This window comes from Neobacillus rhizosphaerae (assembly GCF_937468385.1).
Lineage (GTDB): Bacteria > Bacillota > Bacilli > Bacillales > Cytobacillaceae > Neobacillus > Neobacillus rhizosphaerae.
This window is the reverse complement of the sequence record NZ_CALBWS010000001.1, coordinates 487,961-502,905: the sequence shown is the minus strand read 5'-3', so window position 1 is coordinate 502,905 and position 14,945 is coordinate 487,961. Positions and strand designations below refer to the sequence as shown.

Sequence of the window (14,945 nt, the reverse complement as noted above, 5' to 3'; positions counted from 1 at the left end):
AAAACCTAAGAATTTAGTGTTTTAATTACATTTTTCGACATTTATGCACTTATCCTTGATTGGGACAAGTGCATATTTTTCCTTCTCAAGGAAATACTGTTTTTTGTACAGCAGCTCCTGTGAGGAGGGAAAAGGATTGACTCGTAATAAAGTTGAAATTTGCGGTGTGGATACATCAAAACTTCCTGTATTAAAAAACGAAGAAATGAGAATACTCTTCAGGCAAATGCAAGCGGGTGATATAACCGCCAGAGAAAAACTTGTCAACGGTAATTTACGCCTCGTATTAAGTGTCATTCAACGGTTTAACAATCGAGGAGAGTTTGTTGACGACCTGTTTCAGGTTGGCTGTATTGGACTAATGAAATCGATTGATAACTTTGATTTAGGTCAAAACGTAAAGTTTTCTACTTATGCGGTACCAATGATTATTGGAGAAATTCGAAGGTACTTACGTGATAATAACCCAATTCGCGTTTCCCGTTCCTTGAGGGACATCGCCTATAAGGCCCTTCAGGTTAGGGAACGATTAATGAGCGAAACCTCTCGTGAACCAACTGCTGAAGAGATTGCCAAGGTTTTAGAAGTGCCACATGAGGAAATTGTCTTTGCCTTAGATGCTATACAGGACCCAGTGTCCCTATTTGAGCCGATTTATAATGATGGCGGCGACCCTATTTATGTAATGGACCAATTAAGTGATGAGAAAAATAAAGATATCCATTGGATTGAAGAAATTGCTTTAAAAGAAGGAATGCGAAGATTAAATGAACGGGAAAAATTAATTTTACGAAAACGGTTTTTTCAAGGAAAAACGCAGATGGAAGTGGCTGATGAAATTGGCATCTCCCAGGCCCAGGTTTCACGTTTAGAAAAAGCAGCTATTAGACAAATGAATAAAAATATTCAAAGTTAAAGAGGATATCTCAAAAGTGTTTGGCCCCTCACTCTAGTGGTAAAGGGGTCAGACACTATCTTGAGATATCCTCATTATTTTTTCTTTACTAATTTGACGAATGTTATCATATATTTCTAATAAATGTGACTGGGAGTGGTGTGTGTGGTCAAGATTTCCGAATTCCAAATAAAAGATGTTGTCAATGTATCGGATGGTAAACGTCTTGGAAATATTGGTGATATTGAGATTAACTTAACGACAGGAAAAATTGAAGCGGTCGTAATCTCCGGCAACGGTAGAGTCCTTGGTTTTTTTGGAAAGGATGAGGAAATCGTAATTCCTTGGAAGAATATAATAAAAATTGGGCAGGATGTCATTTTGGTTAGGTATAAGGGTAGTGTAGAGAAAATAGTTGAAGAAGCAGAAGTTTGACAAATGCTATTTACGGTGACCATTTTTTCTTTTCATGGTAAACTAAAGAAAAAACATAAGAGGTATTGAAATGGAGCCCTTTGTTTTATTAAATCATTCTTATTTTACACTTGAAAGCTGGACTAAGTCATTTCCGGGATTGATCGCCGGATTTACAGCCAAACGTGGAGGAACGAGCAAAGGGAGTTTTGAGTCCCTGAATTTGGGCTTTCACGTTGGAGATGAAGTAAGTGCTGTTCGTTTAAATAGAGAAAAGGTTTCTGAGTTGCTAGATTTCCCGCTAAATTATTGGGTCGGAGCAGAACAAACACATGACATTGTTCTTAAAAAGATTACAAAAGCCGACCGAGGGATAGGTTCCGATTCCTATGAACATTCATTTAAAGGCACCGATGGTTTTTATACGAATGAAGAGGGCATCCTGCTAACGCTGTGCTTTGCCGACTGTGTCCCTCTTTTTTTTATTGCTCCCGAAAAAAAGATGATTGGTTCGGCCCATGCTGGATGGAAAGGAACTGTGGGGAAAATTGCTTACGAAATGATACAAGCATGGGGAAGGGAAGGCATTAAGCCTGAACAGATTTTTGTCGCAATTGGACCATCCATTTGTGAAAAATGTTATATCGTTGATGACCGTATAATTAACTTAGTTGAAAATACACTAGAAGATAACGAAATATTACCATATAATTTAATTAAAGATGATCAATATTCTTTAGATTTGCGAGAATTAAACAGGCAAATACTCTTGAAATCAGGTGTGCCGGATCAAAATATCCTTACTACAGGACTTTGCTCCAGCTGCAATCATGAGGAGTTTTTTTCGCATCGCCGTGATCAAGGTAAAACAGGAAGAATGGTAAGCGTTATTGGCTGGAAGGAGACTGCGAATCGTTTATGAGGGTAGCAGTAAAGCTTGAACACATTAATCAACAAATAAATGAGGCATGCCTTAAGGTAAATAGAAGTCCTGACGAAGTGAAATTAATCGCTGTCACAAAATATGTAAGCATTGAAAGAGCATCTGAGGCGTTTGAAGCAGGGATAAAAAATCTTGGTGAGAACCGCGATGAAGGCCTCCTGGAAAAGTGGGAGGTTTTAGGGGACAAGCCTAACTGGCATTTTATCGGAACACTGCAAAAACGTAAGGTGAAAAATATTATTGATAAAGTTGAATATATTCATTCTTTGGACCGGCTTTCACTTGCTGAAGAAATTAATAAACGTGCGGGCCACAAGATAAAATGTTTTGTACAAGTAAATGTCTCTCAGGAAGATACAAAGCATGGATTATCACCAAAAGAGACAATTGAATTTATTGAATCGCTTCGCCCTTTTGATAATATTAGCGTAGAAGGTTTAATGACAATGGCTCCGCTTACGAAAAATGAGCAGGTGCTTCGTGATTGTTTTCGCAAATTAAGGGAACTTCGCGATCAAGTACAAGCCAGTAATTTAGATTTTGCACCCTGCAGGGAACTGTCAATGGGAATGTCGGGAGATTTTCCAATTGCTATTGAAGAAGGGGCAACAATGGTAAGAATAGGTACAGCCCTCGTTGGTGAAGATGGTTAGGAGAGGAAAATATGACGATTAAATCGAAATTAAAAACATTTTTCTTTTTAGATGATGAATATAATGATAACAATGACGACCATGTAGTGGCGAATGAACCAGTAAAACAAAAGCTACCGCCAGTGAAAAGCAAAAATGTTGTCAGTCTGCAAAGTGTTCAAAAGACTACAAATTCTACAAATCCTTCAAAGGCTTCCAAGGTAATATTAGTAGAACCACGAGCCTATTCAGAGTCAACGGAAATTGCTGATCATTTAAAAAGTCGCCGAGCGGTAGTAGTAAATCTGCAGCGTATTGATAATGAGCAAGGCAGGCAAATTGTCGACTTTTTAAGCGGTGTAGTTTATGCACTTGGCGGGGATATTCAAAAAATTGGTTTAAGTATATTTTTATGTACTCCTGATAATGTAGAAGTGTCAGGGAATATTTCAGATCTTATTCCTGATTATGAAAATCAAACTACAAGGTGGTAGAATTTAATGAATTTAATTTTTGCTATTTTACAGCAAGTAATTACTATTTATTCATACGCATTAATTGTGTACATTTTAATGTCATGGTTTCCTAACGCTAGGGAATCCTCGATTGGTCAACTTTTGGGAAGAATTTGTGAACCATATTTGGAGCCATTTAGAAAAATCATTCCTCCAATTGGGATGATGGACATTTCTCCTATTGTTGCTTTTCTTGTTCTAAACTTAGCAAGTAGTGGTTTATCCAAAGTTTCTTTTTGGCTCACATAAGATATTGAATTAGGTTGTGTATATATTAATGAACATTTATCAGCATTTCCGGCCAGAAGAACGGGAATTTATCGACCAAGTCTTGCAATGGAAGAATTATGTGGAGGCACAATATACACCTAAACTGACTGATTTTCTAGATCCAAGAGAACAGCATATTCTTAAAATGCTAATTGGAGAAAATGGCGATGTAAACTTTCAGCTTTTTGGCGGGAGCCTTAATGTTGAACGAAAAAGAGCATTGCTTTATCCTGATTATTTAATAACAAATGAGGACGAATTTCAAATTAGTCTATTTGAAATTAACTATCCAACCAAGTTTGTGACGATTGAACACCGCCAGGTTTTAGGGACGCTCATGTCTTTAGGGTTAAAGCGGGGGAAATTTGGTGACATTCTTATTAAGGATGGAAGAATACAATTTTTTGCTGCTAAGGAAGTCATTGAGTATATTAAAAGCAATGTCGAATCAATAGGCAAGGCAGGCGTAAAATTAGTTGAAACGAGTTTAGGAGAAGCGATTTCTGCAAAAGAATTATGGGAAGAAAATGATTTAACAGTAGCTTCTTTACGTCTTGATACTGTTATTTCTGGTATCTATCATATATCGCGGCAAAAATCGCAAACCTTTATTCAACAGGGATTAGTGAAAGTAAACTGGACATTATCCGAAAACCCTGCGTTTCATTGTGAAATAAGTGACATGATTTCTGTTCGAGGTTATGGAAGAGCAAAAATTATTGGTATTGATGGAAAAACAAAGAAAGAAAAATGGAGAATTATCGTCGGAAAGCAAAAATAATTCAATTTTTTGAAGGGTTTTCGAAAAACATGTCGAATATTTCCTTATACATATAGAAGTACAGACCGTATGGAGGTGGCATTAATGCCGTTAACGCCGTTAGATATTCATAATAAAGAGTTTAATAAAGGTTTTCGCGGGTACGATGAAGATGAAGTGAACGAATTTCTCGATCAAGTCATCAAGGATTATGAATTAGTACTTAGAGAAAAGAAAGAAACAGAAGAACGATTAAATGAAATGAAGGATCGCCTTGGCCATTTTGTGAATATTGAAGAGACACTCAACAAGTCAATCATCATTGCTCAAGAAGCTGGTGAAGACGTAAAACGTAATGCCCAAAAGGAAGCAAAACTAATAATTAAAGAAGCTGAGAAAAATGCAGACCGGATTGTCAACGAATCCCTTTCAAAAGCGAGAAAAATTGCACTTGAAATTGAGGATTTAAAGAAGCAGTCAAAAGTGTTCCGGACTCGTTTCAAAATGTTGATTGAAGCACAGCTTGATATGCTGAACACAGACGATTGGGATCATTTATTGGAGTATGAAGTGGATGCAACAGAATTAAAAATTCACGAAAAAGAAGATTCCTTAGCTTGACGTATTGGTATTATTTCGCATATAATTTTTTAATAAGTTAAATTAGATAGTCATGACTATGATAGGGACAGTACAATTTTTCTATTGTTTTCTTAAGCGAACTGGGGAGGGTGAGAGCCCGGTAAAGCGGAAGAATTGGAAAATCACCCTTGAGTTCCGGACCGAATTTCACTAATGGATAGTAGGCTCTGGCGTGTTATTCACGTTACGAATGGTAAAGAGGATAGTATGTTACATCGTACTATTTATCAGGGTGGTACCGCGGGAAAAAAACCTTCTCGTCCCTATTTAGGGATGAGAGGGTTTTTTTATTTGCCGATAGGAAAGTATTACTTTCCCTTCAGGCATAAATCCAACTACACCTCTGTCTTCGCCAATAGGCGAGTTTTCTTTAGAAAAATGGTCATTCTATTCAAATAGCAAGATATACAGGAGGAAGAAAAAATGGAATACAAAGATACGTTACTAATGCCGCAAACGGAATTTCCAATGCGAGGAAACCTTCCGCAAAGAGAACCTGAGATTCAGGCTAAGTGGGAAGAAATGAATATTTATCAAAAGGTACAGGAACGTACTAACGGACGTCCGATGTTTGTTTTGCATGATGGGCCTCCATATGCAAACGGGGATATCCATATGGGACATGCACTTAATAAAATTTTAAAAGACATGATTGTCCGTTATAAATCCATGAGCGGCTTCCATGCCCCATATGTCCCTGGCTGGGATACACATGGGCTGCCGATTGAACAAGCATTAACAAATAAAGGTGTCAAACGGAAAGAAATGACCCTTGCTGAATTCCGCGAGCTTTGTACCAAGTATGCCCTTGAGCAAATTGATAATCAGCGTACGCAATTTAAACGCCTAGGTGTTCGCGGGGATTGGGAAAATCCATATATTACACTTAAACCGGAATACGAAGCACAGCAAATTATAGTATTCGGAGAAATGGCGAAAAAGGGCTATATTTATAAAGGTCTAAAGCCTGTTTATTGGTCCCCATCAAGCGAATCTGCACTTGCAGAGGCCGAGATTGAATATCAGGATAAACGCTCTCCATCCATCTATGTTGGCTTTAAGGTGAAAGACGGAAAGAATGTTCTTGATACGGATACTCAAATTGTTATCTGGACAACAACCCCGTGGACGATTCCTGCAAACTTAGGAATTTCTGTTCACCCTGATCTTACTTATGTGGTTGTTTCAGTAAATAGTAATAAGTTCTTGGTTGCAGAAGCACTTTTAGAAGCAGTGACAAAAGAAATTGGTTGGGAAAATGCTTCTGTTGTTAAAAGGGTCAAAGGTATGGAATTAGAAAATATTGTTGCAGCACATCCATTATATGATCGTGATTCTTTAGTAATGTTAGGTGAACACGTTACTACTGACGCTGGAACAGGCTGCGTTCATACAGCTCCAGGACATGGGGAAGATGACTTCTTTGTTGGTCAAAAATACGGTTTAGAAGTACTCTGTCCAGTTGATGATAAAGGTGTCATGACTAGTGAAGCACCGGGATTTGAAGGGTTATTTTACGATACAGCTAATAAACCGATTGTACAAGCGTTAGAAGAAGCTGGTGCGCTGTTAAAGCTTTCGTTTATCACACACTCCTATCCACACGATTGGAGAACAAAGAAACCGGTTATTTACCGTGCGACAGCTCAATGGTTCGCTTCGATTAAAGACTTTCGTAACGAACTGTTAGAAGCCGTAAAGGAAACGAAGTGGGTTCCGGCATGGGGCGAAACTCGTCTATTTAATATGGTGCGTGACCGTGGTGACTGGTGTATTTCTCGTCAGCGGGTCTGGGGTGTTCCAATTCCTGTTTTCTATGCAGAAAATGGTGAAGAAATCATTACCGATGAAACCATTAATCATGTGTCTGATTTATTCCGTGACAATGGATCAAATATATGGTTTGAACGACAAGCAAAGGATTTGCTTCCTGAAGGGTTTACCCATCCAGGAAGTCCAAACGGAACATTTACAAAAGAAACAGATATTATGGATGTTTGGTTTGATTCTGGTTCCTCACATCAAGCCGTTTTACTTGAACGAGAGGATTTAGTTCGTCCAGCTGACCTTTATCTAGAAGGCTCTGACCAATATCGTGGCTGGTTTAACTCTTCGCTTTCAACGGCAGTTGCGGTAACAGGTAAAGCACCATACAAAGGTGTCCTAAGCCACGGATTTGCTTTAGATGGAGATGGACGAAAAATGAGTAAATCATTAGGAAATACCGTCGTACCAGCGAAGGTCATGAATCAACTTGGTGCCGATATTTTACGCCTGTGGGTTGCTTCCGTTGATTATCAAGCGGATGTCCGTGTTTCTGATGCCATCTTAAAGCAGGTCGCCGAGGTATATCGTAAAATTCGTAATACCTTCCGATTCTTGCTCGGAAACTTAGCAGACTTTGATCCGGCAGTAAATAAAGTTGCTTATGAAAACCTGCGTGAAGTTGATCAATTTATGCTCGTTAAATTGAATAAGTTGATTAAATATGTTCGTAATGCATATGAGAACTATGAGTTTGCAGGTATTTATCACGCGGTTAATAATTTCTGCACACTGGACCTTAGTGCTTTTTATCTTGATTTTGCAAAGGACGTTTTATATATTGAAGCGGTTGATCACCATGAGCGCCGTGCCATTCAAACTGTTCTGTATGAATCATTACTCGTCTTAACAAAATTGGTATCGCCAATTCTTTCTCATACGGCAGATGAAGTGTGGAAATTTATTCCTTCTGTTGCAGAAGACAGTGTCCAATTAACTGACCTTCCAGAATATCAAGAGCTTGCGGGTGCGAAAGCCCTAGAGGAAAAATGGACTGCATTCATGAAGCTTCGTGACGATATCTTAAAGGCATTGGAAGAAGCTAGAAATGAAAAAGTCATTGGGAAATCATTAACGGCAAAAGTTACCCTTTATGTTAATGATCAATCGAAGGCTCTTTTAGATTCGATTGAAGAAAATATGAAACAGTTATTTATTGTCTCAGGCTTTGAAGTGGCGGGGTCATACGATGAAGCACCTGATAATGCGCTTAAATTAGAGACAGCAGCCATTGTTATTACAAAGGCTGAGGGTGAAACATGTGAACGCTGCTGGATTGTTACAACAGAAGTTGGTCAAGATGCAGAGCATAAAACCCTTTGCCCACGCTGTGCCGAAGTAATCAAAGAAAACTATTCACACTTGGCATAAGAAAAGCGCAAGCGCCCTGTTCAGCGGCGTATGGTCTGGAGCACTCCAACTGAGATAAAGGAAACACGAAGAGCCGTAAGGCGATTCGATGTTGACTTATCGTAGGGCGGAGTGCGAAGGACACTAGCCGCTAGGGCGCTGAGCTGGACAATTCTCGAAGTCGAAAATTATTCTTTCTTATCGCATAAAAAAGTAGGCCCTGAGCTAATTGCTCAGGGTTTTTTCATTAATTATCCTCTTTCGTTAATTGTTGTTGATGATGTCAAATGTTTTCCCGTGTCAGCTATACGTTGCCGGATATAATAAGACAAATGACCTAACGGAGGTAATAGCACTATGAATGCCATGCAGGAAGAGCTGTTTTTGGAACTCCGTCAAACACAAATAGAAATTGAACAATCATTAACAAACAAACAAAAGCAGGATTGGTTAACATCTATTTTGGAAGCAGAACTATCAGATGTTAAATCAGCTATTCAAAAATTAAAGGATGGAAATTTCGGGGAATGTGAAATTTCCGGTGAGCTATTACCAGAAGATTTATTAAAAATAATTCCTACAATAAAGTGGATAAAGGATTCAGGAGATTTAGGAAGATATTACAAAAAGCCGATATCAACTTCTTATTTATAACGTTTGATTGTCGTTTTGTTAGTATGTATGCTAAAATGCTAAGAGAAAGAAAAGCGTAAGCGTCCGTTTAGCGAGGTATACTAGTCGTTGGATGCTGTAGCTAGACAAAAGTCTAGGCGAATGTGGAGGTATTTCTTAGTGTTTTATTACTTAATCGCTCTTTTTGTTATCTTGTTAGATCAATTTACCAAATGGTTAATTGTAAACAATATGTTTTTAGGGGAAAGTATTCCGATCATTGATAATGTATTGTATATTACTTCACATCGCAATAGCGGAGCTGCTTGGGGAATCCTGCAGGGGCAAATGTGGCTATTCTACGTAGTTACCATCATTGTGATATTCGCTATTATGTATTATATTCATAAAGCAGTAAAAGGTAAAAGGTTACTAGGTATATCTCTTGCTTTTATGCTTGGCGGAGCAATCGGAAATTTTATTGACCGCGTGTATCGAAAAGAAGTTGTCGATTTTATACATACGTATATTTTTGGCTATAATTTTCCTGTTTTTAATATCGCGGATTCAGCTTTAGTAATCGGTGTAGTATTATTGATGATTCAGATGTTACTCGAAGAGAGAGCTTCAAAGGAGAAAACTTATGGAGAAAATGGACCACACCATTCTTGAAGACCAAAAAGGAGATCGAATTGATAAAGTGATCTCAGGCTTGGATGAAGAATGGTCGAGAACACAAGTGCAGCAATGGATTAAAGATGGTAATGTTCTTGTGAATGGACAAAAAGTTAAGACAAATTATAAATGTAGTTTGAAGGATCAAATTGAAATCACTATTCCTGACCCGGAAGAGTTAGATGTGATACCTGAAGAATTAAATTTGGAAATTTATTATGAGGACAAAGATGTTTTGGTTGTGAATAAACCAAGAGGCATGGTCGTTCATCCGGCACCAGGACATATGACGGGAACACTTGTTAACGGATTAATGGCGCACTGTAAAGACTTATCCGGTATTAATGGGGTGTTGAGACCAGGGATTGTTCACCGGATAGATAAGGATACCTCGGGGTTATTAATGGTTGCGAAAAACGATATGGCTCATGAAAGCCTCGTCAACCAGTTAGTCGAGAAAACCGTCACCCGGAAATATTTGGCAATTGTTCACGGGGTGATTCCGCATGACTTTGGAACCATAGATGCCCCACTTGGCAGGGATACAAAGGACAGACAGAGCATGACAGTCGTTGATCATGGAAAACATGCCGTGACTCATTTTCATGTCATTGAACGCTTTAATGACTTTACCTTTGTAGAATGTCAATTAGAAACGGGAAGAACGCATCAAATTCGTGTCCATATGAAATATATCGGTTACCCGCTTGCTGGAGATCCGAAATATGGACCGAAAAAAACACTGGATATTGATGGCCAGGCCTTGCATGCTGGTGTTCTTGGATTTATTCATCCAAGAACTAGTGAGTATTTAGAATTTGAAGCTCCACTTCCTGAAGATATCATCCGTTTGCTTGAGCACCTTCGAAAATAATCGTTGACGAAAGCAGAGAATTAAAGTAAGATGACTATAGTTAAATAAGCCCTTTAATTCGGTCCCGTGAGGCTGAGAAGGAAACGGTTAAAGATTAAGGCATCTATGCCTTTTCTGTAAAATTAACATGTTAACCTCTCACCAAAACCGGTGAGAGGTTTTTTATTTTTAGAAAAGAAGGTGTAAAAGTGAACCAAAAAGCACTTGTCCTTGATGGGCAGGCAATCGGAAGGGCAATGTCCAGGATTGCCCATCAAATTATTGAAAGAAACAAAGGTATAGATGATTGCATTCTCGTCGGAATTCGCACGAGAGGCATCTATCTGGCAGAACGCTTAGCTGCTAAAATTAATGACATTGAGGGAAAGACGGTACCAGTTGGTGAAATAGATATTACCCTCTATCGCGACGATTTAACGAAAAAAACGGACAATCAAGAACCACTTGTGAAAGGTTCTGATATCCCTGTTGATATTAGCAATAAAAAAGTCATTCTTGTTGACGATGTATTATATACAGGCAGAACGGTGAGGGCAGGTCTTGACGCTCTCATGGATATTGGACGCCCAGCAGCCATTCAGCTAGCCGTCTTAGTGGACCGTGGCCATCGCGAGCTCCCGATAAGAGCCGATTATGTGGGAAAAAACATCCCAACATCAAGTGACGAAAAGATTGTTGTCGAGTTAGCCGAAGTGGATAAATTTGACCAAGTTAGCATCTTTGAAAAATAAATAGCAGCCCTTTTAAATGCAGTCCCGTGAGGCTGACAAAGGGGAAAGAGCCGTTGGTTTTATAAAATGCGGCATTTTCTAAACCCTCTTTGTATCTTTACGGTCAAAGAGGGTTTTTTTATTCAAACAAATAAAAACACATAAAAAAATGTAGGGGAGATTAGAATGAACAATAAACCGATCTTAGACGTAACAGAAACTCCAACACCAGGTCAATTACTGACATTAAGTATTCAGCATTTGTTCTCCATGTTTGGGGCAACAATTCTCGTACCATACCTGATAGGTTTAAGCCCGGCAATGGCTTTAATTTCAAGTGGATTTGGTACTTTAGCATTTTTATTAATAACAAAATTCAAAGTTCCAGCTTATCTTGGTTCATCGTTTGCTTATATTATTCCCATGCAAAAAGCTTACGAACTTGGTGGTCCAGGTGCTGCCATGCTGGGAACCTTCCTTGCAGGGCTTGTATATGGAATTGTGGCCCTTATCATCAGTAAAGCAGGACATCGTTGGATCATGAATTTACTTCCGCCTGTTGTAGTTGGGCCGGTGATCATCATTATTGGTTTGTCCGTTGCCCCGACAGCCGTAGGAATGGCAATGAATAATCCCACCGGAAAATATAGTATGCTTCATTTCTCTGTTGCACTGGTCACACTTGCAGCAACTATCATATTCTCGGTTTTTGCCAAAAAAATATTAAGCATTATCCCGATATTAGCCGGAATTATCGTTGGTTATCTTTACGCCTTAATGGTTGGAATCGTCGATTTTGGGCCGGTAATGAAAGCTCATATGTTTGAAATGCCGGATTTTATTATCCCGTTTGTTAGCTATAAGGTGAACTTCACTTGGGATATATTCTGGTTAATGGTGCCAGTTGCAGTTGTAACCATTTCTGAACATATCGGTCACCAGTTGATTCTTAGTAAGGTGGTTGGTCGTGATTACATTAAAGAACCAGGTCTACATCGCTCCATTCTCGGTGATGGGACAGCCACGATTATTTCGGCATTGATTGGCGGTCCGCCCAAAACAACCTACGGCGAAAATATCGGTGTCTTAGCAATTACACGGGTTTACAGTGTCTATGTATTGGCAGGTGCTGCAGTTTTAGCGATAATCTTCGGGTTTAATGGAAAGATAACAGCTTTAATTCAAACGATACCAACACCAGTTATGGGCGGGGTTTCTATCCTTTTGTTCGGTATTATCGCATCCTCAGGATTAAGAATGTTAGTCGATAGTAAAATTGATTTTGACGAAAAACGAAACCTCGTTATTGCATCTGTCATTCTTATCGTCGGAATTGGCGGAGCCATCCTTAAGCTGCCATTTAAAGATATCCAAGTTCAGGGTATGGCCTTAGCAGCGATTTTGGGGGTAGTGTTAAACCTCATTCTTCCTGGCAGACAGTCAGTGAGTGAAGACATGTTTGAAGAGCAAACAAATGAAAGAGAAAAAACAGCATAATAAAGAAACCTTTTAACTAAGTCCAGAGAGTCTTAAAAGGGTGTTAAGCTTAAATCCGTTCTTTAAAGGAATGATTTAAGTTTGGATTCAACGCACCCTGATGGATGATTCAGGGTGCATTTTTTATCCAAATGAGAGGGATGTGAAAAAATGTTAAACCATTTACTAACTACGAACGAATTAAAGGTAGAAGAAATTTATCAAATTCTCGAGGATGCCAGAAGGTTTTCAGAGGGAATGGTCTGGAGTCCGGAGCGGCAAATGTTTACGGCAAACCTGTTTTTTGAAGCAAGTACAAGAACAAAATGTAGTTTCGAAGTGGCGGAAAGAAGGTTAGGGTTAGGTGTTATTCCATTTGAGGTGGAAACCTCAAGTGTCCAAAAGGGAGAGACACTTTACGATACCGTCAAAACATTGGAATCGATTGGTGTCAATGCTATCGTCATTCGCCATGGGCAGGATCGTTATTTTGATGAACTGGTAGGAAAAATCAATATCCCGATTCTTAATGGCGGGGATGGCTGTGGTCATCATCCAACACAGTCGCTTCTTGATCTTTTAACCATCCAACAAGAGTTCGGTCGATTCGAGGGCTTGAAAATTGCCATTATTGGGGACATAAGTCACAGCAGAGTGGCACGGTCCAATGCTGATGCCTTAACAAGGCTTGGAGCTGATGTGATTTTTTCCGGACCGGAGGAATGGTTTGATTATCACAGTTTAAATTCAACCAGATTCCAACCAATTGACCAAGCCATAAGAGAAGCGGATGTCGTCATGCTGCTGCGGGTTCAGCATGAACGCCATCAAAAGAAGGGAAGCTTTACAGCATCTGAATATCATAACCAATATGGTCTCACGTTGGATAGGGAACAGCAGATGAAGCCTAACAGCATTATTATGCATCCTGCCCCAGTAAACCGGAATGTGGAAATTGCTGACAGCTTAGTAGAATGCAAACGGTCGAGAATCTTTAAGCAAATGGAAAACGGTGTTTATGTCAGAATGGCTGCCTTAAAACGGTCAATCGAAAGTTTAATGGGAGGGAACCAATATGAAGCTGCTTATTCAGAACGCAAGTTACATAGCATTTGACGGACAAAAGGATCAGACTGATATTTTAATAGAAAATGGGATTATTACGAAAATAGAGAAGAAAATTGAAGCGGATGTAAATCGCCGTGTTGACGCAACAGGAATGGTAGTCTCACCTGGATTTATTGATTTACATGTCCATCTTCGCGAGCCTGGCGGAGAAAAGAAGGAAACCATTGCTACAGGTACACGCTCAGCAGCAAAGGGTGGCTTTACAACCATTGCTGCGATGCCGAATACAAGACCGGTGCCTGACACTAAGGAACAACTGGATTGGCTGCAAGCACGAATTCACGAAACAGGCAATGTACGGGTATTACCATATGCTTCGATTACGACTAGACAGCTTGGCCAGGAATTGACGGACTTTGAGGAGTTAAAAGAAGCAGGTGCTTTCGCCTTTACGGATGATGGTGTAGGCGTACAATCGGCGAATATGATGCTGACAGCTATGCGTAAAGCGGCAAAGGCAAATATGGCAATCGTTGCTCATTGTGAAGAAAATACACTTATTAATAAGGGTTGTGTACATGAAGGTTCCTTCTCAGAAAAGAATGGATTAAACGGAATCCCATCGGTTTGTGAGTCAGTTCAAATTGCTAGGGACGTTTTACTAGCTGAAGCAGCAGGTTGCCATTATCACGTCTGTCATATTAGCACAAAGGAATCTGTTCGAGTGGTAAGGGATGCAAAAGAGGCCGGTATTCATGTTACTGCGGAGGTAACGCCGCATCATTTATTATTAACACAAAATGATATCCCAGAGCTTGATACGAATTTTAAAATGAATCCGCCACTAAGAGACGTTTCCGACAGAACAGCTTTAATTGAAGGTCTTCTAGATGGAACAATTGATTTTATTGCAACCGACCACGCACCACATACGGAAGAAGAAAAAAGTGAAGGAATGGAATTAGCTCCATTTGGAATTGTTGGTTTGGAGACAGCATTCCCACTTCTTTACACACATTTTGTATTAGAAGAGATCATTTCACTCGAACAATTAATCAGCTTTATGACGAAGAAACCAGCGGACAGCTTTGGCCTGCCATATGGAAAAATTGAGGTGGGTGCTGCAGCTGATTTAGTTCTCTTGAACTTAAATGAAGAAAAAGTAATTGATCCAGAGGAATTTTTATCAAAGGGAAAAAACACACCATTTAAAGGCTGGAAATGTAAAGGCTGGCCGGAGATGACGATAGCAAACGGGAAGATAGTTTGGGAAAAGGATGTGTGA

The 14,945-nt window shown here is 39.4% G+C and carries 16 protein-coding genes and 1 other annotated feature; all 16 genes read left to right on the top strand.

Annotated elements, in window-relative coordinates:
* Positions 1–136 precede the first annotated feature (136 nt).
* The 16 genes from sigG to M5A78_RS02320 all read left to right on the top strand — a co-directional run bounded on the left by sigG (position 137) and on the right by M5A78_RS02320 (position 14,945).
* The gene (sigG, locus tag M5A78_RS02395) at positions 137–916 is read left to right on the top strand and encodes an RNA polymerase sporulation sigma factor SigG (protein ID WP_248733665.1); all 780 of its coding nucleotides are present in this window, start codon (positions 137–139) and stop codon (positions 914–916) included.
* A gap of 144 nt (positions 917–1,060) precedes the next feature.
* Positions 1,061–1,330 (top strand): YlmC/YmxH family sporulation protein, encoded by a 270-nt coding sequence (locus tag M5A78_RS02390; RefSeq protein ID WP_248733664.1) that lies wholly within the window; start codon positions 1,061–1,063, stop codon positions 1,328–1,330.
* A gap of 70 nt (positions 1,331–1,400) precedes the next feature.
* A complete protein-coding gene (pgeF, locus tag M5A78_RS02385) occupies positions 1,401–2,231 on the top strand; it encodes a peptidoglycan editing factor PgeF (RefSeq protein ID WP_248733663.1) in 831 nt (276 codons plus the stop codon).
* The gene (locus tag M5A78_RS02380) at positions 2,228–2,905 is read left to right on the top strand and encodes a YggS family pyridoxal phosphate-dependent enzyme (RefSeq protein WP_248733662.1); all 678 of its coding nucleotides are present in this window, start codon (positions 2,228–2,230) and stop codon (positions 2,903–2,905) included. The genes pgeF and M5A78_RS02380 overlap by 4 nt, the downstream gene beginning before the upstream one ends.
* An 11-nt stretch (positions 2,906–2,916) precedes the next feature.
* On the top strand, positions 2,917–3,378 hold the full coding sequence (locus tag M5A78_RS02375; RefSeq protein WP_248733661.1) for a cell division protein SepF: 462 nt from the start codon (positions 2,917–2,919) through the stop codon (positions 3,376–3,378).
* Positions 3,379–3,384: 6 nt separating this feature from the next.
* Positions 3,385–3,648: a YggT family protein gene (locus M5A78_RS02370; RefSeq protein ID WP_248733660.1), complete on the top strand. Its 264-nt coding sequence runs from the start codon at positions 3,385–3,387 to the stop codon at positions 3,646–3,648.
* Positions 3,649–3,676: 28 nt separating this feature from the next.
* Entirely contained in the window at positions 3,677–4,450 is a 774-nt protein-coding gene (locus M5A78_RS02365) for a YlmH family RNA-binding protein (protein WP_248733659.1), read from the top strand.
* A gap of 84 nt (positions 4,451–4,534) precedes the next feature.
* Positions 4,535–5,050, top strand: coding sequence for a DivIVA domain-containing protein (locus M5A78_RS02360; protein WP_248733658.1), 516 nt, complete (start codon positions 4,535–4,537; stop codon positions 5,048–5,050).
* Between the two features lie 49 nt (positions 5,051–5,099).
* Positions 5,100–5,339, top strand: a binding site (T-box leader).
* 155 nt (positions 5,340–5,494) lie between these two features.
* Positions 5,495–8,266 carry an isoleucine--tRNA ligase gene (gene ileS / locus M5A78_RS02355; protein WP_248733657.1) on the top strand — a complete coding sequence of 924 codons (2,772 nt, stop codon included), beginning with the start codon at positions 5,495–5,497 and terminating at the stop codon, positions 8,264–8,266.
* A gap of 336 nt (positions 8,267–8,602) precedes the next feature.
* Positions 8,603–8,899 carry a hypothetical protein gene (locus M5A78_RS02350; protein ID WP_248733656.1) on the top strand — a complete coding sequence of 99 codons (297 nt, stop codon included), beginning with the start codon at positions 8,603–8,605 and terminating at the stop codon, positions 8,897–8,899.
* 138 nt (positions 8,900–9,037) lie between these two features.
* Positions 9,038–9,529 (top strand): signal peptidase II, encoded by a 492-nt coding sequence (gene lspA, locus M5A78_RS02345; protein WP_248733655.1) that lies wholly within the window; start codon positions 9,038–9,040, stop codon positions 9,527–9,529.
* Positions 9,501–10,406: an RluA family pseudouridine synthase gene (locus M5A78_RS02340; RefSeq protein WP_248733654.1), complete on the top strand. Its 906-nt coding sequence runs from the start codon at positions 9,501–9,503 to the stop codon at positions 10,404–10,406. The genes lspA and M5A78_RS02340 overlap by 29 nt, the downstream gene beginning before the upstream one ends.
* Positions 10,407–10,594: 188 nt before the next feature.
* On the top strand, positions 10,595–11,137 hold the full coding sequence (gene pyrR, locus M5A78_RS02335; RefSeq protein ID WP_264760425.1) for a bifunctional pyr operon transcriptional regulator/uracil phosphoribosyltransferase PyrR: 543 nt from the start codon (positions 10,595–10,597) through the stop codon (positions 11,135–11,137).
* Positions 11,138–11,302: 165 nt separating this feature from the next.
* Entirely contained in the window at positions 11,303–12,613 is a 1,311-nt protein-coding gene (locus tag M5A78_RS02330; protein ID WP_248733653.1) for a solute carrier family 23 protein, read from the top strand.
* A 150-nt stretch (positions 12,614–12,763) separates the two neighbouring features.
* Entirely contained in the window at positions 12,764–13,708 is a 945-nt protein-coding gene (locus M5A78_RS02325; protein ID WP_248733652.1) for an aspartate carbamoyltransferase catalytic subunit, read from the top strand.
* Positions 13,668–14,945 (top strand): dihydroorotase, encoded by a 1,278-nt coding sequence (locus M5A78_RS02320; RefSeq protein ID WP_248733651.1) that lies wholly within the window; start codon positions 13,668–13,670, stop codon positions 14,943–14,945. Before M5A78_RS02325 ends, M5A78_RS02320 begins: the two co-directional genes overlap by 41 nt.